The sequence below is a fragment of the Methylobacterium fujisawaense genome, assembly GCF_014138435.1.
In the GTDB taxonomy this organism is placed as follows: Bacteria; Pseudomonadota; Alphaproteobacteria; order Rhizobiales; family Beijerinckiaceae; genus Methylobacterium; species Methylobacterium fujisawaense.
The window spans coordinates 451,438-472,904 of record NZ_JACJIM010000006.1; the positions used below are offsets into that span (position 1 = coordinate 451,438).

The 21,467-nt window shown below is 69.9% G+C and carries 24 protein-coding genes and 2 pseudogenes; 15 read left to right on the forward strand and 11 right to left on the reverse strand.

Going from position 1 to position 21,467, the window contains the following annotated elements; all coding sequences use genetic code 11:
* Window positions 1-361 precede the first annotated feature (361 nt).
* The 3 genes from GGQ91_RS20795 to GGQ91_RS20805 form a co-directional block, all read right to left on the reverse strand.
* Entirely contained in the window at window positions 362-787 is a 426-nt protein-coding gene (locus GGQ91_RS20795; RefSeq protein WP_182592757.1) for a response regulator transcription factor, read from the reverse strand.
* Window positions 788-913: 126 nt separating this feature from the next.
* Complete coding sequence (gene fixJ, locus GGQ91_RS20800) at window positions 914-1,522, reverse strand: response regulator FixJ (RefSeq protein WP_182592758.1); 609 nt, start codon at window positions 1,520-1,522, stop codon at window positions 914-916.
* The gene (locus GGQ91_RS20805; protein WP_081948865.1) at window positions 1,512-3,062 is read right to left on the reverse strand and encodes a PAS domain-containing sensor histidine kinase; all 1,551 of its coding nucleotides are present in this window, start codon (window positions 3,060-3,062) and stop codon (window positions 1,512-1,514) included. Before GGQ91_RS20805 ends, fixJ begins: the two co-directional genes overlap by 11 nt.
* Before the next feature lie 268 nt (window positions 3,063-3,330).
* Here GGQ91_RS20805 and GGQ91_RS20810 point away from each other — a divergent pair, with 268 nt between their 5' ends.
* Both GGQ91_RS20810 and GGQ91_RS20815 read left to right on the forward strand, forming a co-directional pair.
* On the forward strand, window positions 3,331-4,191 hold the full coding sequence (locus GGQ91_RS20810; protein ID WP_043354344.1) for a universal stress protein: 861 nt from the start codon (window positions 3,331-3,333) through the stop codon (window positions 4,189-4,191).
* Between the two features lie 16 nt (window positions 4,192-4,207).
* Window positions 4,208-4,444, forward strand: coding sequence for a hypothetical protein (locus tag GGQ91_RS20815; RefSeq protein WP_043354346.1), 237 nt, complete (start codon window positions 4,208-4,210; stop codon window positions 4,442-4,444).
* 43 nt (window positions 4,445-4,487) lie between these two features.
* Here GGQ91_RS20815 and GGQ91_RS20820 read toward each other — a convergent pair whose 3' ends face one another.
* The 3 genes from GGQ91_RS20820 to GGQ91_RS20830 form a co-directional block, all read right to left on the reverse strand.
* A complete protein-coding gene (locus tag GGQ91_RS20820; RefSeq protein WP_043388204.1) occupies window positions 4,488-4,892 on the reverse strand; it encodes a BLUF domain-containing protein in 405 nt (134 codons plus the stop codon).
* Window positions 4,893-5,067: 175 nt separating this feature from the next.
* On the reverse strand, window positions 5,068-5,880 hold the full coding sequence (locus GGQ91_RS20825) for a universal stress protein (RefSeq protein WP_182592759.1): 813 nt from the start codon (window positions 5,878-5,880) through the stop codon (window positions 5,068-5,070).
* Between the two features lie 100 nt (window positions 5,881-5,980).
* Window positions 5,981-7,900, reverse strand: a complete 1,920-nt coding sequence (locus GGQ91_RS20830) for a heavy metal translocating P-type ATPase (RefSeq protein WP_182592760.1) — start codon at window positions 7,898-7,900, stop codon at window positions 5,981-5,983.
* 500 nt (window positions 7,901-8,400) lie between these two features.
* Between GGQ91_RS20830 and GGQ91_RS20835 the strand changes: the two genes are divergently transcribed.
* Window positions 8,401-8,742 carry a phasin family protein gene (locus tag GGQ91_RS20835; RefSeq protein WP_043354355.1) on the forward strand — a complete coding sequence of 114 codons (342 nt, stop codon included), beginning with the start codon at window positions 8,401-8,403 and terminating at the stop codon, window positions 8,740-8,742.
* Between the two features lie 205 nt (window positions 8,743-8,947).
* On the opposite strand, the gene GGQ91_RS20840 is transcribed toward GGQ91_RS20835, so the two are convergent.
* Window positions 8,948-9,421, reverse strand: coding sequence for a response regulator transcription factor (locus tag GGQ91_RS20840; RefSeq protein WP_182592761.1), 474 nt, complete (start codon window positions 9,419-9,421; stop codon window positions 8,948-8,950).
* 304 nt (window positions 9,422-9,725) lie between these two features.
* Here GGQ91_RS20840 and GGQ91_RS20845 point away from each other — a divergent pair, with 304 nt between their 5' ends.
* The 5 genes from GGQ91_RS20845 (at window position 9,726) to GGQ91_RS20865 (ending at window position 12,246) form a co-directional block, all read left to right on the forward strand.
* Window positions 9,726-10,112, forward strand: coding sequence for a hypothetical protein (locus tag GGQ91_RS20845; RefSeq protein WP_043759265.1), 387 nt, complete (start codon window positions 9,726-9,728; stop codon window positions 10,110-10,112).
* Window positions 10,113-10,264: 152 nt separating this feature from the next.
* The gene (gene hpt, locus GGQ91_RS20850; protein ID WP_043354359.1) at window positions 10,265-10,831 is read left to right on the forward strand and encodes a hypoxanthine phosphoribosyltransferase; all 567 of its coding nucleotides are present in this window, start codon (window positions 10,265-10,267) and stop codon (window positions 10,829-10,831) included.
* Between the two features lie 165 nt (window positions 10,832-10,996).
* On the forward strand, window positions 10,997-11,362 hold the full coding sequence (locus GGQ91_RS20855; RefSeq protein WP_043354361.1) for a response regulator: 366 nt from the start codon (window positions 10,997-10,999) through the stop codon (window positions 11,360-11,362).
* 76 nt (window positions 11,363-11,438) lie between these two features.
* Window positions 11,439-11,816, forward strand: coding sequence for a hypothetical protein (locus GGQ91_RS20860; RefSeq protein ID WP_244447686.1), 378 nt, complete (start codon window positions 11,439-11,441; stop codon window positions 11,814-11,816).
* Between the two features lie 52 nt (window positions 11,817-11,868).
* A complete protein-coding gene (locus GGQ91_RS20865; protein ID WP_043354364.1) occupies window positions 11,869-12,246 on the forward strand; it encodes a hypothetical protein in 378 nt (125 codons plus the stop codon).
* A gap of 162 nt (window positions 12,247-12,408) precedes the next feature.
* Here GGQ91_RS20865 and GGQ91_RS20870 read toward each other — a convergent pair whose 3' ends face one another.
* The 4 genes and pseudogenes from GGQ91_RS20870 to GGQ91_RS20885 form a co-directional block, all read right to left on the reverse strand.
* The gene (locus tag GGQ91_RS20870; RefSeq protein WP_182592789.1) at window positions 12,409-12,840 is read right to left on the reverse strand and encodes a tyrosine-type recombinase/integrase; all 432 of its coding nucleotides are present in this window, start codon (window positions 12,838-12,840) and stop codon (window positions 12,409-12,411) included.
* 274 nt (window positions 12,841-13,114) lie between these two features.
* A pseudogene (locus GGQ91_RS28615) lies at window positions 13,115-13,291 on the reverse strand (hypothetical protein); the annotation flags it as partial.
* Between the two features lie 47 nt (window positions 13,292-13,338).
* Window positions 13,339-13,725 (reverse strand): helix-turn-helix domain-containing protein, encoded by a 387-nt coding sequence (locus GGQ91_RS28620; protein ID WP_182592762.1) that lies wholly within the window; start codon window positions 13,723-13,725, stop codon window positions 13,339-13,341.
* A gap of 116 nt (window positions 13,726-13,841) precedes the next feature.
* Window positions 13,842-14,300: a YqaJ viral recombinase family protein gene (locus GGQ91_RS20885; protein ID WP_403091476.1), complete on the reverse strand. Its 459-nt coding sequence runs from the start codon at window positions 14,298-14,300 to the stop codon at window positions 13,842-13,844.
* Here GGQ91_RS20885 and GGQ91_RS20890 point away from each other — a divergent pair.
* From GGQ91_RS20890 to GGQ91_RS20920, 7 genes and pseudogenes are all read left to right on the forward strand, one after another.
* Window positions 14,275-14,349 (forward strand): annotated as a pseudogene (locus GGQ91_RS20890) (DUF4113 domain-containing protein); the annotation flags it as partial. The gene GGQ91_RS20885 and the pseudogene GGQ91_RS20890 sit on opposite strands and share 26 nt — an antisense overlap.
* Window positions 14,350-14,688: 339 nt before the next feature.
* Window positions 14,689-15,438, forward strand: coding sequence for a glucose 1-dehydrogenase (locus GGQ91_RS20895; protein WP_043352177.1), 750 nt, complete (start codon window positions 14,689-14,691; stop codon window positions 15,436-15,438).
* An 11-nt stretch (window positions 15,439-15,449) separates the two neighbouring features.
* On the forward strand, window positions 15,450-16,451 hold the full coding sequence (locus GGQ91_RS20900; RefSeq protein WP_179698079.1) for an AraC family transcriptional regulator: 1,002 nt from the start codon (window positions 15,450-15,452) through the stop codon (window positions 16,449-16,451).
* Window positions 16,452-16,461: 10 nt separating this feature from the next.
* A complete protein-coding gene (locus GGQ91_RS20905; protein WP_182592763.1) occupies window positions 16,462-17,154 on the forward strand; it encodes a Rossmann-fold NAD(P)-binding domain-containing protein in 693 nt (230 codons plus the stop codon).
* 1,221 nt (window positions 17,155-18,375) lie between these two features.
* Window positions 18,376-18,891 (forward strand): Hcp family type VI secretion system effector, encoded by a 516-nt coding sequence (locus GGQ91_RS20910; protein ID WP_182592764.1) that lies wholly within the window; start codon window positions 18,376-18,378, stop codon window positions 18,889-18,891.
* A 32-nt stretch (window positions 18,892-18,923) separates the two neighbouring features.
* Window positions 18,924-19,412: a hypothetical protein gene (locus GGQ91_RS20915; protein ID WP_182592765.1), complete on the forward strand. Its 489-nt coding sequence runs from the start codon at window positions 18,924-18,926 to the stop codon at window positions 19,410-19,412.
* Between the two features lie 51 nt (window positions 19,413-19,463).
* Window positions 19,464-21,464 (forward strand): type VI secretion system Vgr family protein, encoded by a 2,001-nt coding sequence (locus GGQ91_RS20920; RefSeq protein WP_182592766.1) that lies wholly within the window; start codon window positions 19,464-19,466, stop codon window positions 21,462-21,464.
* The last annotated feature ends 3 nt before the right edge of the window (window positions 21,465-21,467 follow it).

Consider the following 21,467-nt stretch of genomic DNA (forward strand, 5'->3'; position numbering starts at 1 on the left):
TGACGAAGGGGCCCCGGCGGCCGGACCGAGCGGGCGTCCGGAGCGCGAGCGGCAGACGGCCTACCGCCTTCCCGATTTTCAGGGTCTCCGTATTGATGCGGCGATACATTGATCCAGCTCAAGATCTTTGTGCAGGTTTCGCCGCAATGTTCATGAATAAGCTTGGCAAATCGTCGGGCCGTGGAGACAAGAGCGACGTGGGCCGGTCCTTTTGCTTGGCCGTACGCTGTGACGGAGCGTTCAGAGCCCTTCGGATCGTCCGCCGCCGCATGCGGACGCCACGGTCGCCTCGGCCAGGGTGGCTCGGCCTCGAGCACGCCGGCGCGCGCCGGTTTGCCGGTCTGGTTTCCGCCGGGTGTGGTCAGGCCGGCTGGGGGAGGGGCGCGGGGCGTGGCGCCGGGGCGGCGTCTCGGGCGGTGTCTCGGGCGGCGTCCGGGGCGAGGAGCCCGAGGAGCGCGTCGAAGGCGAGGGGCTTGTCGACCAGCGGGATCCCGGCGGCGCGGGCCCGGGCGCGGATGGCGGGGTTGGGGTGTCCGGTGATCAGGACCACGGGCACGCGGGCATCGAGGTCGTGGAGCCTGGCGCAGACTTCCAGGCCGTCGAGCCCCGGCAGGACGTGGTCGAGGAGGACGAAGGCCGGGCTCGGCCCCGGGAAGGCGGCCAGCAGTTCCGGTCCGTCCGCGAAGGTCTCGACCCGGAGGCCCTCGCTTTCCAGGAGGAAGCGGGTGGAGTGGAGGACGGCCGCGTCGTCGTCCACCACGTAGATGAGGTCGGGCAGGGCAGGCATGAGGTGTATCGGCGGCTGGATCGGCGGCTGGATCGGCAGGTTCGTCGGCGGGGTGCCGGTCCGGGTTCGGGACCGCCAGGATGGGGCGCGATCCGGATCCCGGCCTTGACCTGCCTCAAGGCCGGCTCAGGCCAGGCCCGCCAACACCGCCCAGCGCACCAGCTCCTGCAGGGTGCCGGCCTGCGTCTTGGCCATAAGCTTCGCCCGGTAGATCTCGACGGTGCGCGGACTGATGTCGAGCGTGCGGCCGATCTCCTTGCTGGTGCCGCCGGCGACCAGCTGGTCGAGGACCTGCCGCTCGCGCTCGCTCAGGGTGCCGACCCGCCGGACGAACTCCCGCAGCGTCGGATCCACCGCCTCGGCCGCGCCGTTGCGTTCCAGGGCGGAGCGCAGCGCCTGCAGGAGGGGCTCGTCGTCGAACGGCTTCTCGATGAAGTCGCAGGCGCCGAGCTTCATCGCCTCCACCGCGAGCGGGACGTCACCGTGCCCGGTCATCATGATAACCGGAAGCTTGTGGCCGGATGCCCGCAGGCGGCGGAGCAACTCCAGGCCGTTGAGACCGGGCATGCGGATATCGGTCAGGACGCAGCCCGCTGCCGGCTCGACGAGCCGTTGGAGAAAGTCGGTCGCAGTCTCGTAGAGCCGCACCTCGAAGCCTTCGGTGCCGAGCAGGAAGCCGACCGAGTCCCGCATGGCCGGGTCGTCGTCGACCACGTGCACAAGGCTAGCTGGCATGACCGAGGTCTCCATCGTGCGCGGCCGGCAGCGTCAGCCGGAAGGTTGCCCCGCCGGCCTCGTTGCGCTCGACCCATAGGCGGCCGCCATGAGCCTCGACGATGGTGCGGCAGATCGAGAGCCCGACGCCCATCCCGCTCGCCTTGGTGGTGACGAAGGGTTGGAACAGCCGGTCCGCCACCGCGTCCGAGATGCCCGGCCCGGTGTCCACGACGGCAATCTCGACGTGGTCCGTTCCCGCGGGGCAGGCCTCGACGCGCAATTCGCGCCGGTGCCCCTGCTGCATGGCCTCGCGGGCGTTGCGCATCAGGTTGATCAGGACCTGCTGAACCTGAACGCGGTCGGCCAGGACGGACGTGACCCTCGGATCCACGTGCACGCGCGCGACAACGCCTTGCTCCCGGGCCCCGACCAGGGCCAGCGTGCTGGCCTCCTCGATCAGGCTCGCGACGGGCTCGACCCGCTTCTCGGTCTCGCCGCGGGTGACGAACTCGCGCAGGCGCCGGATGATCTGTCCCGCCCGCAAGGCCTGCTCCGCGGCCTTGTCGAGCACCTCCACCGTCTTGGCGACGTTCTCGGGACTGGGATGCGCCAGAAGGCGCTTGCAGCCCTTGGTATAGTTGCTGATGGCCCCGAGCGGCTGGTTCAACTCGTGGGCCAGCGTCGAAGCCATCTCGCCCATCTCGCTGAGGCGGGACATGTGGACCAGCTCCGCCTGGAGTTCCTCGAGACGGGCCTGCGTGCGGCGTTGCTCGGTCAGGTCGTTGATGAAGCCGGTGAAGAAGACCTGCTCGCCCGCGCGCATCTCGCCGATGGCCAGCTCCATCGGGAAGGTGGAGCCGTCCCGCCTCAGGCCGGTCACGACCCTGTTGGTGCCGATGATGCGGCGCTCGCCGGTCCGCCGGTAGCGGTCGAGGTAGGCGTCGTGCTCGCTCCGCATCGGCTCCGGCATCAGGATGCGGACGTTCCGACCGACCGCCTCGTCGGCCGCGTAGCCGAAGAGACGCTCGGCCGCCGCGCTGAACCAATGGATCCGGCCGGCCTCGTCGATGACGACCATGGCCTCCGGCACGGTGTCGAGGATCGAGCGCAGGTGAGCCTCGCGGGCCCGCAGGTCGACCTCGGCCCGTTTCTGCTCGTCGATATTGAGCACGACCCCGCGGAGCCGGAAGGGGCTGCGTTCCGGGTCGAGTTGCACCCGGCCGCGCGAGCGCAGCCAGCAGACATGCCCGTCGGGGCGCAGGACGCGGTAATCGACCTCGTAGCTGCCCCCCTCCCGCACGGCTCTCTCGATGGCCTCCGCGCGGGCTGGACGGTCCTCCGGATGCACGAGGGCCTGTGAGGCGGCGAAGGTGGTCAATCGTTCGGCCGGGACGCCGAACAGGCGGGCACAGGTCGGCGACACCGTGGCGCGACCGGTCACGATGTCCAGCGACCAGATGCAGATGCCCACCTCGTCGAGCGTCAACCGCAGGTCGTCGCCGGTCTGAGCGGTGGCATCGTCGCGAGGGTGGCCGGGCGCGTCGACGGGGTTCGTCATCGCTTGCACCCGGAGAGGTCCTGCGGGCCGCGACGATGAAAACGCATCCGTCCCGAACTTCCAATCGGTTGCGCCATGACAACCAAAAATTACTGCATTTTGGAATCAGTGAACAGCCTTTCGGCAGTGTTGTTGGTCGAATATAGACGATCCCGTCGGGCGAATGTGCGAAATTGAACACTCCGCATCGTGGGCCGCTTGAGGTGGATCAAGGCTGCCCAGCCGCGACGGGACGAACCATGGGGCCGGCACGAATCGGAGACGCTCCATGTCCAGCCCCTCCCGCTCCCCACTCGCGGGCATTCGCGACGTCCTCGTCGGCACGACCGTGGAGGGCGAGTTCGATCCCCCCATCGCGGCGATCGGCTACGGGCTGACGCTGGCCAAGGCGGCCAATGCGCACCTCACCGTGCAGTCGGCCTCCTGGCGCCTCACGGGCGACGACGCGTGGCTCGGCGAGTTCGACTACGTGGGCGAGGCCCTCGTGGACCGCCGTCTCGACGCGCTGGCGCGCTCCATCGCGGAGCGTGCGGCCGGCGATGCGGCCCAGGTCGGCGTTGTCTGCACGACGGAGGCGCCGGGGCTGACCTACCCGGACGTCGTGACCCGGCTGGCCACGCAGGCGCGCCTGCACGACCTCACGGTCCTGGACGCGGGACCGCGACGGTTCGACCTCGATCGCGAGACCATCGAGCGGGCGCTCTTCGAGAGCGGGCGGCCGGTCATCGCGGTGCCGCCGGGCCGCGACGCCTTCGCCGCACGGCGGATCATCGTCGCCTGGGACGGCAGCGCGCAGGCGGCGCGGGCCGCCAACGATGCCCTGCCGTTCCTGCGCGCCGCCGAAGCGATCGAGGTCGTCTCGGTCTGCGACGACGCGGAGATCCACGAGGCCGTCCCCGGGGCCGAGTTCGCGCCCCACCTCGCGCGGCACGGCGTGAACGTCGTCGTCAACGACCTGCCGAAGGGGGACGGCATCGCCGAGACCCTGCGCAGCCAGGCCGGCCTGTTCCGCGCCGACCTGGTCGTGATGGGAGCCTACCGGCATTCTCCCAAGCGGGAGTTCTTCCTGGGCGGCGTCACCCGCTCGCTCCTGCGGAACTGTCCCGTGCCGCTGTTCCTGTCCCATTGAACCTAGGGGGTCGGCGATGCGCAAGCGACCAACAGCCCGGAGCGGCACGACCACCGGGCCGACGCGCAAGCGTGAGCCGCCGCCCCGTGGCGCCCCGGCGCGCCCCGAAGCCGCGGAGGCGGTGCCGCCGGTGCGCCCCGAACCCGTCGAGGCGGTGCCGCCGGTGCGGGCGCCGAACGCGCCCGATTGGGCCAACCCGTTGACCGAGGAGGAGCGCCGCGCCCTCGAGGCCGGCTGGGGCTTCGTCGAATGACGGCTCCGCGGGCGCCGTCGGCTCCCCGGCCCGTGCGGCGGTGTCAGAGCCGGGCCCGCGCGAGTTCCTCGATGGCCTGGATCAGGCGGCGCAGGTCGGCCGGGTCCGGCTGCGCCGGGGCACGCGCGGTCAGGGCTGCGATCAGCCTGTCGACGTAAACGGAGGCGCCGGAATAGGCGAGGCTCCAGTCGGCGAAGCGCCGCCGGTCGATGTCGTCGTACAGCAGCACCGCCACCTCCGTATGGCGCGGGTCGCGACGGATGCTGTCCATCAGGGCATCGACCGCGGGACGCGGCCCCTCCAGGATCTGTGCGAACCGGGTGCGCGACGCCACGAGGGCTCCCGTGACCCGGAGCCGGGCGTTCCGGGACAGAGACGTCTCGACAATGTTCCGGACGTCGGCCTCGGAGGATGTCCGCCGGCTGACGTAGAGAAGCCGACTGTCCATGGCTCTGCCTCCCTGCCGCCGCCCAGCGCGACCCTGACGCGTCCGGGCCGGCGAGCCTGGCCTCGTCGCACGGATCGGACCGGAACGCGGGCACCGCGGGATGGTGCCGTTCGACGCCCGCGATCGGGAAGCGCTCGTCCAGCCTGCGAACGGGCGGCCCCGAGGAAGCGCGGGCTCAGTGGCTCATCAGGCAGCAGCGTGGGGAGCGCTCGAGGAGATCGCGCGTGACGCCGCCGAACATCCATTCCCGCAACCGGGAATGGCCGTAGGCGCCCGTGGCGATCAGATCCGCATCCTGCCGCAGGGCGAACCGCAGGATCTCCGAGCCGGCATCCTCCTCCGTTTGCAGGTGATGGACGGCGACGTGCGCGCCGTGCCGCGCGAGGTGGCCGGCCACGTCGTCCGCACCGTCGGGCCGGGCATCGGCGCCGACGGTCGCCACGTGGACCCGGTCCGCCGCCCGCAGGAATGGCAAAGCCGCCGACACGGCCCGCCGCGCTGCGGGACCGTCCCGCCACGCGATAACGATGCGCGACCCCGTCAGGCTCGCGAGCCCCGGCGGCACCACCAGGACCGGCCTGCCGGCCTCCATGAGGACGGGCCCGGGCGGCACGCCGAGCGGTCCCGGATCCGCGTCGCCCGGTCCCCGCCGGCTCAGGACCACGAGGTCCGCGGCGCGGGCCGTCTCGATGACGTGCGTGACGGCGTCCGCGAAGCCGGCGCGCCAGTCCGTGCCGATCCCCTCGGTCCCGGCACGCCGGAACAGGGCCTGCGCCTGTTCGAGGATGGTTTGGACCTGTGCCGTGTTGCGTTGCTCCTGCGCGACGGCATCGTAGACATCGCGGACCAGGAGGGGGGCCGGGACCGGATGGGCCGCCGCGCCCGTGAGCGTCGCCGCGAAGCGCCGGGCGAGGCCGGCGGCGAGGCGCATCCGGTCCAGCGCCGCTTCGCCGAGGTCGGCGGAAACGAGGATGTTGGCGTAGTCCATGGCTCAGCTCCGGCCCGCGTCGATGCCGACGCGGGGAGCCTCGCTGGAGCCGCGAGGGGCCACCTTGATCCAGCGCAAGCCCGCCGGCTGCCGGCGGGCGTCAGGGATGGCCCACGGCCTCCGCCGTCGGCTCGCGCCCGTCCCGGGGGCCGCCGAGCACGCGCATGGCGTTGAGGATCACCGCGACGTCGATGGCCTCCTGAAGGAGCGCCCCCTGAAGCGGCGAGAGATGGCCCAGCGCCGCCGCGACCATGCCGGCGAGGGACAGGCCGAGGCCGATCCACACGCTCTGGAGGGCGATGGCGCGGGCGCGCTTCGCGATGTGGATCGCCTGCGGCAGCGGCGCCAGGCTGTCCACCAGCAGGACGACGTCGGCCGCCTCGGCCGCCGCCGCCGCGCCCCGGGCGCCGAGGGCCACGCCGAGATCGGCCGCCGCCAGCGCGGGCGCGTCGTTGACCCCGTCGCCCACCATCATCACGGGGCCGTTCCGACGCTCGGCGGCCACGGTGCCGGTCTTGGCCGCCGGATCGAGGTCGGCCACGATGGCGTCCACGGGCAGGCCGGCGACGAGCGCCTCGGCGACGCCGCGCCGGTCGCCGGTCGCGAGCACCACGCGCGTGATCCCGCAGGCGCGAAGGTCCATGAGCGCCCGGCCGCCATCCGTCCGCAGCGGGTCCGCGAAGTCCAGGACCGCGGCCGGCGTGCCGTCGACGGCGACCAGGACCGTCGATGCCGCCGCCGCGGCCTGTCGGGGGCCGGCCGCCGGCGGGAAGACGATGCCGTGCCGGCGCATCAGGCGCGCGCCTCCGACGATGACGAGCCGCCCCTCCACCCGGCCGCTCGCCCCCTCGCCGGGGGATTCCGCGACCATCGAGGGCTGCGGAAGGATCAGGCCGCGCCCCCGGGCCTCCTCGACCAGGGTCCGCGCCACCGGGTGGCCCGAGGCCTGATCGACGGACGCCGCGAGGCGCAGGACCTCGGCCTCCCCGTGCGCGCCGAGGGTTCGCAGGGCGGCGAGTCGGGCGGAGCCGCGGGTCAGGGTGCCGGTCTTGTCGATCACCAGGACCCGCACCTGGGCGAGCATCTCCAGCGCGCCGCCGCCCTTGATCAGCACGCCGATGCCGGCTGCGCGCGACAGTCCCGAGACGAGGGCGACGGGCACCGCCAGGATCAGCGGGCAAGGCGTGGCGACGACCAGCACCGCCAGGGCCCGGATCGGGTCGCCCGTGGCGGCCCAGGCGCCGCCGGCCAAAGCCAGCGTGAGGGCGAGGAATCCGAGCCCGTAGCGGTCCGCCAACCGCGCCATCGGCGCCTTCTGGGCCCGGGCGGCCTCGACCAGGCGGACGATCCCGGCATAGGTGCTCTCGGCCGCGGGTCGCTCCGCCAAGAGGGTGAACGGCGTGCCGGCATTCACCGTGCCGCTGAGCACGGGCTCGTTCGCCTTGAGGGTGACCGGTAGCGCCTCGCCGGTCAGGCTCGACCGGTCGAGCACCGCCCGGCCCGCCGCGACCCACCCGTCCACCGGCACGACGTCACCGACACGGACCAGGATCCGGTCCCCCGGGACCAGCGCCGCGAGGGCGACCTCCTGCAACACACCGCCCTCCTCGCGCAGGGCGGTGCGCGGCTGGCGCGCGATCAGCGCCGTCATCGCCGCCCCGGCCCGGCCCGTGGCATAGGCCTCCAGCGACTGGCCGCCCGCGTACATCAGGGCGATGACGGCACCGGCCAGCGTCTGACCCAGGAGGAGGGCGCCGCCCATCGAGAGAAGGGCAACGAGGTCCAGCCCGACATCGCCGCGCGCCAAGCTCGTCACGACCTGCGTCAGGAGGACGGCCAGGACCGCCAGGGTTGCGAACGCCCAGGCCGCCGTCGCGAAGTCCGGACGCCCGAGCGCCTGCGCCAGGAGGCCCGCGCAGAGGCCCGCCAGCGGCAGGACCGCCAGCCACCTCCGCACCCGCGTCCCCCACTCGGCGGCCGACCATCCTGTTCCGGTTGAGCCTACCGCCGCCGTGGCCATGTCGAGGGTGCCTCCGTCCGCGCCGCCGAGCTAGGGCCCGCCTGGCTCGCGGGCCTTGCGTTGGATCAAACCGTCCCCGTCGAACCGGGCCGGGCCCAGGCCCGTGGGGCGCGACCACGCCAGGTTCCGGCCCCCGCGATGCCGGCGCACCGACCGGGACGGGGCTGCGGACGACGGTGAATCCGTTGGGCATCGCGGGCTCGGTCCGGCTCTCGACGCGTCGCGTCGGCTTCTCCCTTCGCGACCGGAGCGGGGTAGCGAGGGCCGAGTCCCGGGCGCGGACGGGCCGCGGCCTGCGATGCCCGAGAGATCCGGAACTGGCGCCGAGCCTTGGATCGGGTCGCGGGGCGGCGCGTCCGGCGGCGTCCGACCTGTCCGGTCGGGTTTTTCTCAATAATATCTCAGCGAATATTTGTATTGGATTTGAGATATTGATCTGAATCAATGCGGATCGTACCGGAACTTCATTCGTGGCCCGGATGTCGAGACAGGAGATCCCGATGGCTTCTGAGACCGTGACGCCTCTTCAGGCACCGTCGTCCACCGACCCGATGGAGTCCATCAAGGCCGGCCTGGGTACAGGCTTCGGCGCCTGGCGCGCCTTTGCCGTCGATCTGCCGCTGCGCATCGCCACGGAGACGGTGCGCTTCACGGGCTGCCGTCTCCAGGCCCAGGCGGACCATCTGGCCGCGCTCACCCGATGCGGCTCGCTCAAGGATGCGTTCGAGCTTCAGACGGCGTTCCTGACCAGAAGCATGGCCGACTACCAAGCGGAGGCGCGCACGCTGTCGCACGAGGTCGTCGAGGCGGCCTCCGCCGAGGGGGTGTCCAAGGCGGCCTGAGGGGCCGGACCGCCGCGCCATTCCGAGCGCGCCCGTCTCGATGGCTTCTGCTGCGGTGGGGGCAGGACGGGGGCGGCATGATGGGGGTGGCAGGACGGGCCGCAGGTCGATCAGCCGACCCGTTCCGCCCTCCGCCGGGTGTTCGCGCGCCGGCCCGATGCGCGCCGTATTTCGCTCTGGCCGGTCTGGTTTCCGCCGGGTGTGGTCAGGCCGGCTGGGGGAGGGGCGCGGGGCGTGGCGCCGGGGCGGCCTCTCGGGCGGCCTCTCGGGCGGCCTCTCGGGCGGCCTCTCGGGCGGCGTCTCGGGCGGTGTCTCGGGCGGCGTCCGGGGCGAGGAGCCCGAGGAGCGCGTCGAAGGCGAGGGGCTTGTCGACCAGCGGGATCCCGGCGGCGCGGGCCCGGGCGCGGATGGCGGGGTTGGGGTGTCCGGTGATCAGGACCACGGGCACGCGGGCATCGAGGTCGTGGAGCCTGGCGCAGACTTCCAGGCCGTCGAGCCCCGGCAGGACGTGGTCGAGGAGGACGAAGGCCGGGCTCGGCCCCGGGAAGGCGGCCAGCAGTTCCGGTCCGTCCGCGAAGGTCTCGACCCGGAGGCCCTCGCTTTCCAGGAGGAAGCGGGTGGAGTGGAGGACGGCCGCGTCGTCGTCCACCACGTAGATGAGGTCGGTCAGGGCAGGCATGAGGTGTATCGGCGGCTGGATCGGCGGGTTCGTCGGCGGCGTGCCGGTCCGGGTTCGGGACCGCCAGGATGGGGCGCGATCCGGATCCCGGCCTTGACCTGCCTCAAGGCCGGCTCAGGCCAGGCCCGCCAGCACCGCCCAGCGCACCAGCTCCTGCAGGGGACCGGAAGGCGTGTCGTTTCGTTGTCCTCTGGTTTTGTTCGCGGGCATTCCCCGGTTCTGGTGTGAGTTATAGAATTGCCAAATTTGTCCGCCTACGCTCTCGACCGCATGAATTGAATATCGTCTGAGCGTGAAGACTGCCATGAACAGCACGACACAGCAGGATCAACTCGAGATCGTGAGCGCGCTGGCGGCGTCGCTGGCCGATCGGATGCTGATGGAGCGCCTGACCCAGGGAACGCTGCCGCTGGCGAATGCCAGCCGCCTCTGGACCGCGTCGCTGCTGCTGGAGGAGCACGAGCGCCCCATTCCCCGCATCGTGGCGGACGTCCTGGAACAGGTGCGGCATGTCGAGCCCGCGGAGGCGCCGGAGAGGATGGACCTGGAGTCCGAGCTGGAGTCCGGACCGGAGCCCCGACCGGAGCCCTTGCCGGACGTGACGGCCGAGCGGCATGCCGGCGCGGCCGCGCCGCGCCGGCGCCGGCTCACCCGCCTGCTCCGCCCGTTCCGGCAGGGAACCGAGGCCTGACGCTCCCGGCGTCGGCGGGTCCTGCGGGCGCGACTTGATGTCGGCCCGCCGTCGTTTCGGATCCGGAGTTTCCCGACGGCGCCCGGGACGCTAAGACCCTCTCCAGTGCGGTGGCGGATCCCGTCCCGCGAACGGGCTTCGGGATACGAGTGATGAGCACCCCTGAACGGCGCGTCCGGACCCTGTTCGACGAGGCGGCCATCGCCAGGCGCAACGATGAACTCGCCCAGGAGATTTTGGCTGCCGGGCCCGAGGACCTCCTCGTCGTGGCCGTGCTCAAGGGAAGCTTCATGTTCGCGGCCGACCTGCTCCGGTCGCTCCACCGGGTCGGCCTCGCGCCGCAGGTCGAGTTCGTGCACCTGTCGAGCTACCGTACGGGGACCGTGTCCAGCGGTCAGGTCGAGATCCTGCGCGACGTGCAGAGCGAGGTGCGCGGGCGGGATGTGCTGCTCGTGGACGATATCCTGGAATCGGGCCGCACCGTCGTCTTCGCCAAGGACCTGCTGATGGCCCGCGGCGCCCGGCGCGTCCTCACCGCGGTGCTGCTGGAGAAGCCCGGCAAGCGCGCCGTGACGATCGACGCGGATTTCGTCGGCTTCGTCTGCCCCGATGTCTTCGTCGTCGGCTACGGCATGGATGCCGCGCACGCCTTTCGGCAGTTGCCCTTCGTGGGCGTGGTCGATTACGGGGATGGCGGCCCGGATCTGTTCGATGCCTGACCGAGACGCCGCGGCGCGGCATTTTCGCCGCGCTGCACGGCAGGATTGACGATTCGACGTGCGACGTCTTGACAGGCGGCAAATTCGCCTGTGTCTGTCGACGTTTGGGCGTCCGCATCATCGCGACGGGGCGCTCGCGGGCTTCGGGGACGATCACGGGACCACATGGCGCGCATCCTCCTGGTGGATGACGAAGAGACCGTCCGGGGCTTCCTCAAGCGGGGGCTGGAGATCGACGGCCATGCGGTCGTCACGGCCAGCGATGGCAGTGACGGGCTCGATCGCCTCAACGAGGCCGACGGCGGCTTCGATCTGATGCTCACCGATATCCGCATGCCGCTCATGGACGGCATCGCGCTGGCCCTGGCGGCCAAGCGCGATTTCCCCGACCTGACCATCCTGCTGATGACCGGCTTCGCCGATCAGCGCGAGCGCGCGCGGGGGCTCGATGCCATCGTCACCGATGTCCTGACCAAGCCCTTCTCCCTGGCGGATCTGCGCGCCACGGTGAAGCGGGCGCTGGCGGCCTGAGGCGACCGGCCCGGCGGGACAGTCCACCCGTTCAGACGAACTTAAACATTTCCCTTAGGTTGAGCTTCACGAAGGCGTGCCAATCTGCTCCCGACTGGATCAGACCGAGTACGCCCTCGCCATGTATCGCCGGGACCGGGACATCGACGCGGCAGCCTATCAAGCGGACCGCTATGCCTGGGAGCCGGACGATGCGACCTGGCGGGCGGATCGGGACGAGCCGCAGCGGGCACGCAAGGGCTTTTTCGGGCGGCTGTCTTCGCTGGTCAAGATTTCCGTGCTTGCGGTGCCGGCGGCGCTGTTCCTGTATGGCAGCTTCGCCGATTGCAGCGGCCGTCCGGCGGCGGGCTGGCTCGGCCTCGTCGGGGCCGGTGCCTGCGCCCGCAACGAGATGCTCGGCAGCGTCCTCTCGATCCAGGACAACCTCGCCCTCCTGAAGCGGCTCATCAACTGAACCTTCGGCGTGTCGCGCCGCCGCGCTCTGCTCCGCTCCCCGTGAGTCCGCCATGTCCAGCCGCCCGCTTCTTCCCGCCGCGTCCGAAGGTGCGTCCGATGCCCTCGAGGAGGCGAAGTTCCGCGCCCGCATGGCACGGGTCGGCCCCGAAGCGGCGAACCGTCCCCCCCGCGGGAGCCGGGCACCCGAACGGGGACGCCGTCTCCGGCTCGGCTGGAAGGGCTGGCTCGTCGTCGACAGCCTGGTCGTGCTCCTGGTCGTCGCGGGGGTGGTGGCCTGGCCGCCGATCCAGGCCTGCCGATACCAGGACCAGACGGTCGGCTTCTACGCCGGCGATTCCGTCGGGAAGTGCATCCGCCGCGGCATCGCCGACCGCCTCGATACCGCGGACCAGCGCTTCAAGCGCCTGATCCGCCGCTCGGGCCAATGAGGCGGGCCGCCGCAATTCTTCGCGCCCCTCGGGTTGAGCGGCGGCACGGCGGCTGGTAGCAAGCGTCTCGCGAGCCGGTGTAGCACAGCGGTAGTGCAGCGGTTCTGTAAATCGAATACCTGCCTCGCGCGCCCCGGCACATTCCTATTCAATATCAAATCACTAAGCGTTCTCGGCCGGTGTAAACCGATACACCTGTGCCGACTTTTGTGCGGCCGTTTCCTTCGCGGCCTGGGCCTCGTCGGCCGTGAGGAAGGCCAGATAGCCCTCGGTCACTTTCAGGCTGGTGTGGCCGAGCTCGTGCTGAAGCTCGTAGATGCCGCCTCTACCGGTCCGCAGGTAATCGACCGCGAACCGGTGCCGGAGGTCGTGGAAGCGGAAGCGCCGAAACTCGGTGCCCTTCTTCGTCGCCTCTTCGGCGAGCTGCCGGCCGTACAGGCTGAAGCGGGTCGCGACGTTGCGGAACGGCTGGCCGTCCGAGTGCCAGAACACCCGCCGCGTCACCATGCTGACCGGGATGTCCCGGAATAAGGCCACGGCCGCCTCGGACAGCGAGACTACGCACCGCTTGTTGCCCTTGCCCAGAACGGAGATCGCCCCGCGCGCGAGGTCGACGTGCCTCCAGGGTGACGAGTTCCTCCTGGCGGCAGCCGGTGAGCAGGGCCGCCCGGATCAGGAACTTGAAATTCCCAGGCGCTCGGTCGACCGCGATGGAGATGTCCCGATCCTCTGGCAGTACGATCGGGTCGCGCCGCTCTTTCATCCGGCGGCTCTGCTGCGCCTCCAGAGCCGGATTCCCGCGCCGCCACTTCTCGTCGATCGCGAACGCCAGCACGCTCGACAGTGCGGTGAGATCGCGTCGGATCGTGGCGGTGGTCACCTTCTGGGCGCGCCGAGCCTTGATGATGGTGGCCACGGTGTCGTCGTCGATCTCATCGACGAACAGCCCGGTGAGGTGTGGGGCGAGGATGTCGAGCGAGCCGAGGTATCGCTTGAACGTCCGCTCGCCGATATGGTGGACGATGTAGGAGCCCCACTCCTTCAAGGCGTCTTCCCAATGCTTGCGGTTGTCGCCGAACGAGGCGGCGGCCGTTATCCGTGCGTGCTCTGCAGTCTGGCGGCTGCGCGCAACGACTGGATCACCTGTCTTGAGGCTGAACCGGTACTCTTTGCCGGCAACCGTGAAGCGCGCCCATAGGGTGCTACCTCGCCAGTAGCAGCCCTCCAGGGCCTTCTTTCGATCTGTGGGCATGGTGGCTTGCTCTCCTGTTCAACAAGCCAAGCGCGGATCGCCGCTTCGTTGAACGTCCACAGGCGACCAACTTTCGCGGCGGACGGCAACTCGCGTCGCGTGGCGAGGCGCTGCACTGTTCGGATGGAGACGCCGAGGATGGCCGCCGCCTCGCCGATATGGACGCGCTCCGGCGCACGGAGGGTGCGGGGCTTCTTAGTCGCCTGGGAAAGGCGGCCCGTCATCATGCTGCCTCCGCGACAGCGATGGCCAGAAGCCGCGACACACGCGCCTGGACTTCGCCGAGGAAGCCGCGCACGGCCTCTTCGTCCTTCGCGATCTGAGCCTCGTCCCGGTGTAGCCGCTACAGCCGCAGGGCCGGCGGTACGCTCGGGTGCCACGAGGCGAAGTCGCACCACGCCCGGCCCGTGCAGGCCATCTGCCAGCCCATCTGCGGCCAATGCTCCTCCGGGATTGCGCCGGACAGCAGTGTCTCCAGGTGGGTGCGCAGCGTCGGGCATTTGAACTCGACGAGGCCGTCCGCTCCCACCAGCCGGTCCGGGCTGGCCCCGGCCATGGCGATCGTCGGATGGTCCACGAACCCGACTTTGACGGTGTCGACCCCGTACAGGAACTCGTAGGCGTCGCAGGCCTGCGGCTCCCGCTCCGAACCCTCGAGCATTGCGGCGGTCAGGTAGTGCTGCGTCGCCAGGCCCGTCACTCGCTCGCCGACGAGTTCCATCAGGTAGGATTCGCGCTCGGCCCGCGGCTTGCCGTCCTTGCGCAGTGCTAGCGACTGGAACACCAAGTTCGAGATGCGCACGCCGCGCTACACCACGCAGGTGTCGGAGCTGCCGGTGGCCCAGGCTTGAGGGGTCACCGCGGAGAGCAAGAGACTGCTGTGGGTGGTTTTGCGACGATCTGCTTTCGGATCACGATACGGATAAGCAGACATTCGGCGAAAGGCGATTTGCTCGAAAGGGGATCTGACCATTCCGAACGGCCGAACGGCCTTTGATGCTCGCCTTCCACGAAAGCCAGCCTGCGCCACGACGCTCCCCCACGGATCGCCGCATACCGAATGGCGGATATTGCAAGTCTATTGGCATGACGTGCTAGTTCAAAGACGATGCAAACCGTCGATGTGTCGGTCGGTCGCTCCGGGTTCTCCGGTGGCGGCATCCTTGGCTCAGACACGAACGGACCCTTCCATGGCCGACAAGATCGCACTCATCACCGGTGGAGCGACCGGCATTGGCAAGGCGACGGCGCTGATCCTGGCGCGGGGCGGCGTCAAGGTCGTGATCACCGGCCGTCGCGACGACCGCGGGCGCCAGGCCGTCCAGGAGATCGAGGCCGCCGGTGGCGAGGCCTCCTTCGTCAATTGCGACGTCGACAGCGAGGAGGCGGTCGGCCGGACCGTCGCGGACATCGTCGCTCGCTACGGCCGCCTGGACCTCGCGGTGAACAACGCCGGCATCTCGAACGAGAACAAGACCATCGGCGCCTCGAACACCGACGCGTTCAACGGCATGCTCCAGACCAACGTCCTCGGCCTGTACTTCTGCATGAAGCACGAGATCCACCAGATGGAGCGACAGGGCGGCGGCGCCATCGTGAACCTGGCGTCCATCGCCGGCCTGAACGGCATTCCCTGGGCCGGGACCTATGCCGCGACCAAGCATGCTGTGGTCGGCCTGACGAAGTCCGGCGCCCTCGACTACGCGACCAAGAACATCCGCATCAACGCCGTCGCCCCCGGAGCCATCAAGACCGACCTGATCGAGAAGCAGATCGAGCTCGGGCAATACGACGAGGCGATGATCTCCGGCATGCATCCGATGGGCCGGATGGGCCATCCCGAGGAGATCGCCAACGGCATCGTCTGGCTGCTCTCCGACGAGGCGTCTTTCGTCACCGGGCATGTCTTGAACATCGATGGCGGCTTCCAGGCTAAGTAGGGAACCCCGAGATGGCGTCGCGTCCCCCCGACCGGCTCAAGGTCGCTCCGGCCTTCTGGCAGGGGCTCGACGCCGTCGGGCTCACCCCGACGGCGGTGCTGCGCCATTCGCGGCTTCCGGCCAGCCTCGCCGCCGATGCCCGCGCGCAGGTCACCACGGCGCAATACTTCGCGCTGTGGCGGTCGCTGGAGGCGCTGTCGCCGGCCCCCGACGTCGGGATGAGGCTGATCGTCGGGATGGAGCCCGGCACGCTGCCGCCGGCCTTCCTCGCCGCCTACTACGCCCGCGACCTCCGCGAGGCGCTGACGCGGGTCGCGCGATTCAAGGCCCTGTGCTCGCCGGAGGAGATGATCCTGGAGGAGGACGGGGCGTCGGCCACGATCAGCCTGGCTTGGCCGTTCGCGGGCGAGGATGCCCCGGCGGCGCTCGTCGACGCTGCCTTCGCCTCGTTCGTGGAGCTCGGTCGCCGCGGCACGCGTCGGTTTATCCGCCCGCTCCACCTCGAACTCTCGGGCACGGGCCGCGACGTCTCCGGGCAGTCGGACTACCTCGGCTGTGCCGTGGTCCAGGGCGCGCGTCGGAACGCCCTGATCCTGCATCGCGCGGATCTCGACGCGGCGATGGTCTCCCACAATCCCGCGATGCTGGAGGTCATCGACCCGCATCTCGCGAGGCAACGGCAGGAACACCTGTCCAAGGTCTCGATCACCGACCAGGTGCGGTGGGCCCTGAAGCGTCTCTTGGCGGGCCAGTCCCCCGACGTCGGCGCGGTAGCGCAGGAACTGGGATTGACCGCCCGAACCCTTCAGCGGCGCATCACCGAGGAAGGCGGCAGCTTCCGACAAATCCTCGCCGACGTCCGGCGGGAACTGGTGCGTCAGTACCTCGCCGATCCCGCCCTCGACATGAACGAGGTCGCCTACCTGCTCGGCTACGACGACACGAACTCGTTCTACCGCGCCTTCCGGAGTCTGGAGGGCACGACGCCGGCGCGCTGGCGCTCCCTCCACTAGGATCGGCCCCATGAGAATCCTGCTGTTCGGCGCCACCGGCATGGTCGGTGCGGGCGTCCTGCGCGAATGCCTGCTCGCCTCCGACGTGACGGAGATCAGGGCGGTCGGACGCACCCCGACCGGACGCGCGCATCCCAAGCTGCACGAGACCGTCGTCCAGGACCTGTTCGATCCCGGACCGACGGCATGGCGGAAGATGACGGGATACGACGCCTGCTTCTTCTGCCTCGGGGTGACGTCCTCCGGCCTGACCGAGGCCGAGTACGTCCGGCTGACCCACGACCTGACGCTGGCCGTGGCGGAGAGGCTGGCCCTGCTCGATCCCGACATGACCTTCGTCTACGTGTCCGGGGCCGGCACTGATGGTGGCGGACGCGGGCGCAGCATGTGGGCGCGTGTGAAGGGACGCACCGAGAACGCGCTGCAGGCGCTGCCGTTCGCGGGGGCCTTCATGTTCCGGCCGGCCGTGATCCTGCCGATGCACGGCGAGCGTTCGAAGACCACGTCCTACCGGCTTCTCTACCGGCTGGCCGGCCCGGTGCTGCATCTGCTGCGCCGCATCGCCCCCGCGCAATTCCTGACGACGGAGGTGATCGGCCGGGCCATGCTCGCCGTCGCGCGCCGCGGCCGGGGCCGCGCGATCCTGGAAGCGCCCGACATTTATCGGGCGGCCAAGGCCGCCGTCCCATCGAACCACGGGTGATCCATGACTGACTCCGTCAGCGCGATTGCCATCCCGTCCTGGAAACGGATCGTGCCGGCGACGTTCGCCGTCCATTCTCCGGCTTCAGCGGAAAGCGGAAGCGGTCTCGAATGATCCTCGCCAGCGGGACGATCTCCGAGCGATGGCAGGTTTCGTCGCCATCGGAGCAACCATGATGCTTTCGGCGCGCGAACCTACGACGAGCCTTGCTACGACGTCTCCAGAGTTAGACCGAGATGATTCAGTGCGGTGGTCCGGAATGGTCGAGGGCGGTGCAACCGAAGAGTAACGACCGGCAGCACTTTCTATCTAAGCCACCGAATATCTTTCCAATTAAGCATTATGGGCTGGACGAGGGTAAAGCGTTCCTCCGTACGGTCGCGCTCACATTTCGCGTGTTTGATCGGCGGTACGAAGAACGTCCGCTTCGGAGAATGCGATTGAATGCCCGCTATGACGAACTTGGGTCGCAAGCGGCCTTCAGCCGAGTGTCTCGCACCGGAGCAGTGAAGGTTCAGCGCCGCATTTTCGTCCACGCGGCATCACTTGCCTCAGGCGAATCTCGCCGCTTTGGGAACGCTCGTGGTCAAGCCTCACACCAATGCGATTCGTTTGCAGCGGGGCCAGAAAGCGCTGCATTTCCAGTACGATTCAATTCCGGCCGGTGGCAAGATTGTCGTGGATCTTCAATGGGCACGGCCAAGCTGCCTGCCTTGGCGCGTATGCAACGGAAAGTTTACGGCCCTGCCCGGGACGACAGCCTCTGCGGCGATGTTCGGGCCGCCCGTGCGGCCGTATTCCTTACTAACCGTCCGGACGGTTCGGCCATTTTTGGCCAAATACCTTGTCTCCTGTGTTCTCAACGACTTCGCTGTTCTCTGGACTTGGTCCAGTTCGAACCGCGTCGATTTCATCGGCCGCTACAGGTGCTTACCCCACTTAAAAAGTTTGGCCATCTTTGGCCAAGCGCTCGGCCATTTTTGGCCAAAAATCTCAACCGGTGATGGACGCATCCGAGCACCCGGCTGTCAGGTCGAAACGATCAGACTGAGAGATCAGGCACTTGGATGGCAAAGATCAAAATAAGATCGCCCCGGCACAGCTTGGCACGAACTCTGCCATGTGCTTCCCGCGAAGCCGGAACACAGCGCAGACAACCGGACCTCATCGGGCCGGACCTGCGGATCGACCGCCGCCGGCCTCGGATCATCGGGGAAGACCATGCCGACACCCGCCTATATCTCGATCGAGGGTTCCACCCAGGGCAGCATCACCCAGGGCGCCTTCACCGAAGCCTCCGTGGGCAACATCTGGCAGGAGGGCCACGAGAACGAGATCCTCGTCCAGGCCATCGAGCACCGCGTCACCATCCCGCGCGACCCCCAGTCCGGTCAGCCCTCGGGCCAGCGCGTCCACCTGCCGTTCAAGTTCACCGCCCCGCTGAACAAGGCCACCCCGCTGCTCTACAACGCCCTGACCTCGGGCGAGATGCTGACCAAGGTCGAGGTCAAGTGGTTCCGCACCAGCTCGGCCGGCAAGCAGGAGCACTTCTTCACCACCCGCCTGGTCGACGCGACCATCATCGACATCGACGCCCAGCTGCCGCACTGCCAGGACGCGCGCAATGCCGACTTCACCCAGCTGATCGCCGTGTCGCTGTCCTACCGCCGGATCGAGTGGGAGCACACGGTGGCCAGCACGTCGGGCGCCGACGACTGGCGCAAGCCCAAGGCCTGAGAACGCGGGCCTGAGCGGCGGGGGACGAGCGGATGCGCGCCTCGGGCGGGTCACGCGCCGGACGGCCCGGCGTCCCGCGGGACGAGGCGCGCCCGGACGCGGGTGTCCCGGACGAGCCCGTCCAGGACGAATCCCCGCCGAGGCCGATCCCGGCCCGGATGGTCCGGCCGCCCGCCCGGCTGCCGGGGCGGTGGCCGGGCGGGCGCGACCACGCCCGCGACCTCGCGCTGGTGCCGGCCGCCTCGGTCATCGCCCTGGCGATCCGGGTGTTCTCCGCCGACCCGGCCGAGTGGATCCTCGACCTGCCCGAAGCGGAGGCCGTGGCGTTCTGCGCCGTGCCGGACGGGCGCGACGGGATGCCGATCCTCCTGGCCCTGATCACGCTCGGCCCGGTGCTCGGCCTGATCGGTCTGGCCGCCTTCGGGCGTCCGCGCTCCTGGCTCGGCCTAGCCCTGGGCGCGGGGCTCGCCGCCTTCTGGCTGCAGCGCTTCGTCCTCCACGTCCCGGCCTGCCCCCCTTGAGCCGCCCGGCCACGCCGGACCGACCACCTCCGCCCCCTTCGAGGCTCTCCGATGATCGCCCTGCCCGCCGAGATCACCCAGCCGCTGAGCGATCTCGACCGCGACTTCACCCTCGCGTTCACCGCAGACGGCCTGCCGGGCGCCGATCTGGCGGTCACGGGCTTCCGCCTGGACGAGGCGATCTCGAGCCTGTTCCGGGCCGAGATCGCCCTGGCCTCGCCGGACCCGGGCCTCGACCTGACCGCCCTGCTCGACAAGCCGGCCCGGCTCACCGTGCTCGACCGCTACGGCCCGCCCCGCCACGTCCACGGCGTGCTCGCCCTGGCCGAGCGCGGCGACACCGGTGCGCACCACACGGCCTACCGCGTTCTGCTCATGCCGGCGCTGCACCGCCTGCGCTTCGGCGCGGATTGCCGGATCTTCCAGACGAAGAGCGTGCCCGAGATCGTCGAGGCGGTGCTCAAGGACAACGGCGTCACCGCCTACCGCTTCGCGCTGACCGAACAGCATCCCGCGCGCGAGTACTGCGTGCAGTACCGGGAGACGCACCTCGCCTTCATCGAGCGGCTGATGGCCGAGGAGGGCATCGCCTACCACTTCGAGCATGCCGAGGGCGCCCACACCCTGGTGCTCACCGACGCGACCAAGCTGGCGCCGGACGCGCCGGGCGCGGAGGCGATCGCGTACAACGCCACACCGGGCGGCACGGTAAAGGGCCCGCATGTCGGCCGGTTCACCTGGCGCGAGCTGGTGGCGCCCTCCGACGTGGTCCAGCGCGACCACTTCTTCCGCAATCCGGTCCACGACTTCGAGGCGCGGGCGCAGGCGTCCGCGCTGAACGGGCTGACGCGCAAGCTGGAGATGTACGACTACCCCGGCCGCTACAAGGCGGACGCGGTCGGCCGGGCGTTCACGCGCTACCGGCTGGAGGGGTTCCGGGACGAGGCGAGCCACGGCGAGGGGGCGGGGCGGGGCGCGCGGCTGCTGCCCGGGCACCGGTTCGCACTGACCGGGCATCCCGACCCGGCGCTGAACCGGCGGTTCCTGGTGGTGGCGGCGAGCCACGCCGGCAGCCAGCCGGGGGCGGTCGAGGGCGATGCCGGGGACGGGGGCGCGTACCTGACCACGTCGTTCCGGGTGATCCGGCACGACACGCCGTATCGGCCTGACGCTCCGGGCAAGCCGCGGGTCGAGGGCCCGCAGATGGCGATCGTGACCGGTCCGGCGGGCGAGGAGATCCACTGCGACGCGTTCGGCCGGGTGAAGGTGCGCTTCCCGTGGGACCGGTCGGGGCGGGCCGACGACACGGCCTCGTGCTGGATCCGGGTGAGCCAGGGCTGGGCGGGGGCGAGCTGGGGGCAGATCGCGCTGCCGCGGATCGGCCAGCACGTGATCGTCGACTTCCTGGAGGGCGACCCCGACCAGCCGATCATCACGGGCCGGGCCTACAACGCGCGCGAGCCGGTGCCGTACCCGCTGCCGGCCAACAAGACGCGGATGGCGATCAAGTCGAAGACGCACAAGGGCGAGGGGTTCAACGAGCTGCGGTTCGAGGACGAGCAGGGCCGGGAGGAGGTGTTCGTCCACGCGCAGAGGGACATGCGGGTGAAGGTGCGCCACGACCGGCGCAAGCGGGTCGATCACGACCAGTCGGAGAGCATCGGCAACGACAAGTCGATCGATGTCGGCGGCAACCACGTCGAGACGATCGCGCAGAACAAGCAGCTCGCGGTCGCGCTGAACATGAACCGCACGGTCGGCCTGACCTCGTCCGAGGAGGTCGGGGTGATGAAAAGCACCGTGGTCGGGGTGAGCCAGACCGTCACGGTGGGCCAGGACGCGCAGATCACGGTCGGCGAGCAGCACGTGATCAACGTCGGCAAGGAGATGCTGATCAACGTCGGCGAGACGTTCCAGCTCAAGGTCGGCAAGGCGACGCTGACCCTGACCAAGGACGGGCACGTCACGCTCACCGGCACGACCCTCACCACCGACTTCTCCGAGCAGGTGAAGCACTGGGGCAAGGTGATCGACCTGAACCCCTCGCGCTGAGGG

Bases quoted from the DNA above. Each gene is read 5' to 3' on its own strand.
- GGQ91_RS20815 (WP_043354346.1), top strand. From the start codon at position 4,208: ATGCGCAAGCGACCAACAGCCCGGAGCGGCACGACCACCGGGCCGACG.
- GGQ91_RS20900 (WP_179698079.1), top strand. From the start codon at position 15,450: ATGGCGTCGCGTCCCCCCGACCGGCTCAAGGTCGCTCCGGCCTTCTGG.
- GGQ91_RS20910 (WP_182592764.1), top strand. From the start codon at position 18,376: ATGCCGACACCCGCCTATATCTCGATCGAGGGTTCCACCCAGGGCAGC.
- fixJ (WP_182592758.1), bottom strand. From the start codon at position 1,522: ATGCCAGCTAGCCTTGTGCACGTGGTCGACGACGACCCGGCCATGCGG.
- GGQ91_RS20795 (WP_182592757.1), bottom strand. From the start codon at position 787: ATGCCTGCCCTGCCCGACCTCATCTACGTGGTGGACGACGACGCGGCC.
- GGQ91_RS20830 (WP_182592760.1), bottom strand. From the start codon at position 7,900: ATGGCCACGGCGGCGGTAGGCTCAACCGGAACAGGATGGTCGGCCGCC.
- GGQ91_RS20805 (WP_081948865.1), bottom strand. From the start codon at position 3,062: ATGACGAACCCCGTCGACGCGCCCGGCCACCCTCGCGACGATGCCACC.
- GGQ91_RS20905 (WP_182592763.1), top strand. From the start codon at position 16,462: ATGAGAATCCTGCTGTTCGGCGCCACCGGCATGGTCGGTGCGGGCGTC.
- GGQ91_RS20865 (WP_043354364.1), top strand. From the start codon at position 11,869: ATGTCCAGCCGCCCGCTTCTTCCCGCCGCGTCCGAAGGTGCGTCCGAT.
- GGQ91_RS20840 (WP_182592761.1), bottom strand. From the start codon at position 9,421: ATGCCTGCCCTGACCGACCTCATCTACGTGGTGGACGACGACGCGGCC.
- GGQ91_RS20895 (WP_043352177.1), top strand. From the start codon at position 14,689: ATGGCCGACAAGATCGCACTCATCACCGGTGGAGCGACCGGCATTGGC.
- GGQ91_RS28620 (WP_182592762.1), bottom strand. From the start codon at position 13,725: ATGATGACGGGCCGCCTTTCCCAGGCGACTAAGAAGCCCCGCACCCTC.
- GGQ91_RS20835 (WP_043354355.1), top strand. From the start codon at position 8,401: ATGGCTTCTGAGACCGTGACGCCTCTTCAGGCACCGTCGTCCACCGAC.
- GGQ91_RS20915 (WP_182592765.1), top strand. From the start codon at position 18,924: ATGCGCGCCTCGGGCGGGTCACGCGCCGGACGGCCCGGCGTCCCGCGG.
- hpt (WP_043354359.1), top strand. From the start codon at position 10,265: ATGAGCACCCCTGAACGGCGCGTCCGGACCCTGTTCGACGAGGCGGCC.
- GGQ91_RS20920 (WP_182592766.1), top strand. From the start codon at position 19,464: ATGATCGCCCTGCCCGCCGAGATCACCCAGCCGCTGAGCGATCTCGAC.
- GGQ91_RS20820 (WP_043388204.1), bottom strand. From the start codon at position 4,892: ATGGACAGTCGGCTTCTCTACGTCAGCCGGCGGACATCCTCCGAGGCC.
- GGQ91_RS20855 (WP_043354361.1), top strand. From the start codon at position 10,997: ATGGCGCGCATCCTCCTGGTGGATGACGAAGAGACCGTCCGGGGCTTC.
- GGQ91_RS20810 (WP_043354344.1), top strand. From the start codon at position 3,331: ATGTCCAGCCCCTCCCGCTCCCCACTCGCGGGCATTCGCGACGTCCTC.
- GGQ91_RS20845 (WP_043759265.1), top strand. From the start codon at position 9,726: ATGAACAGCACGACACAGCAGGATCAACTCGAGATCGTGAGCGCGCTG.
- GGQ91_RS20825 (WP_182592759.1), bottom strand. From the start codon at position 5,880: ATGGACTACGCCAACATCCTCGTTTCCGCCGACCTCGGCGAAGCGGCG.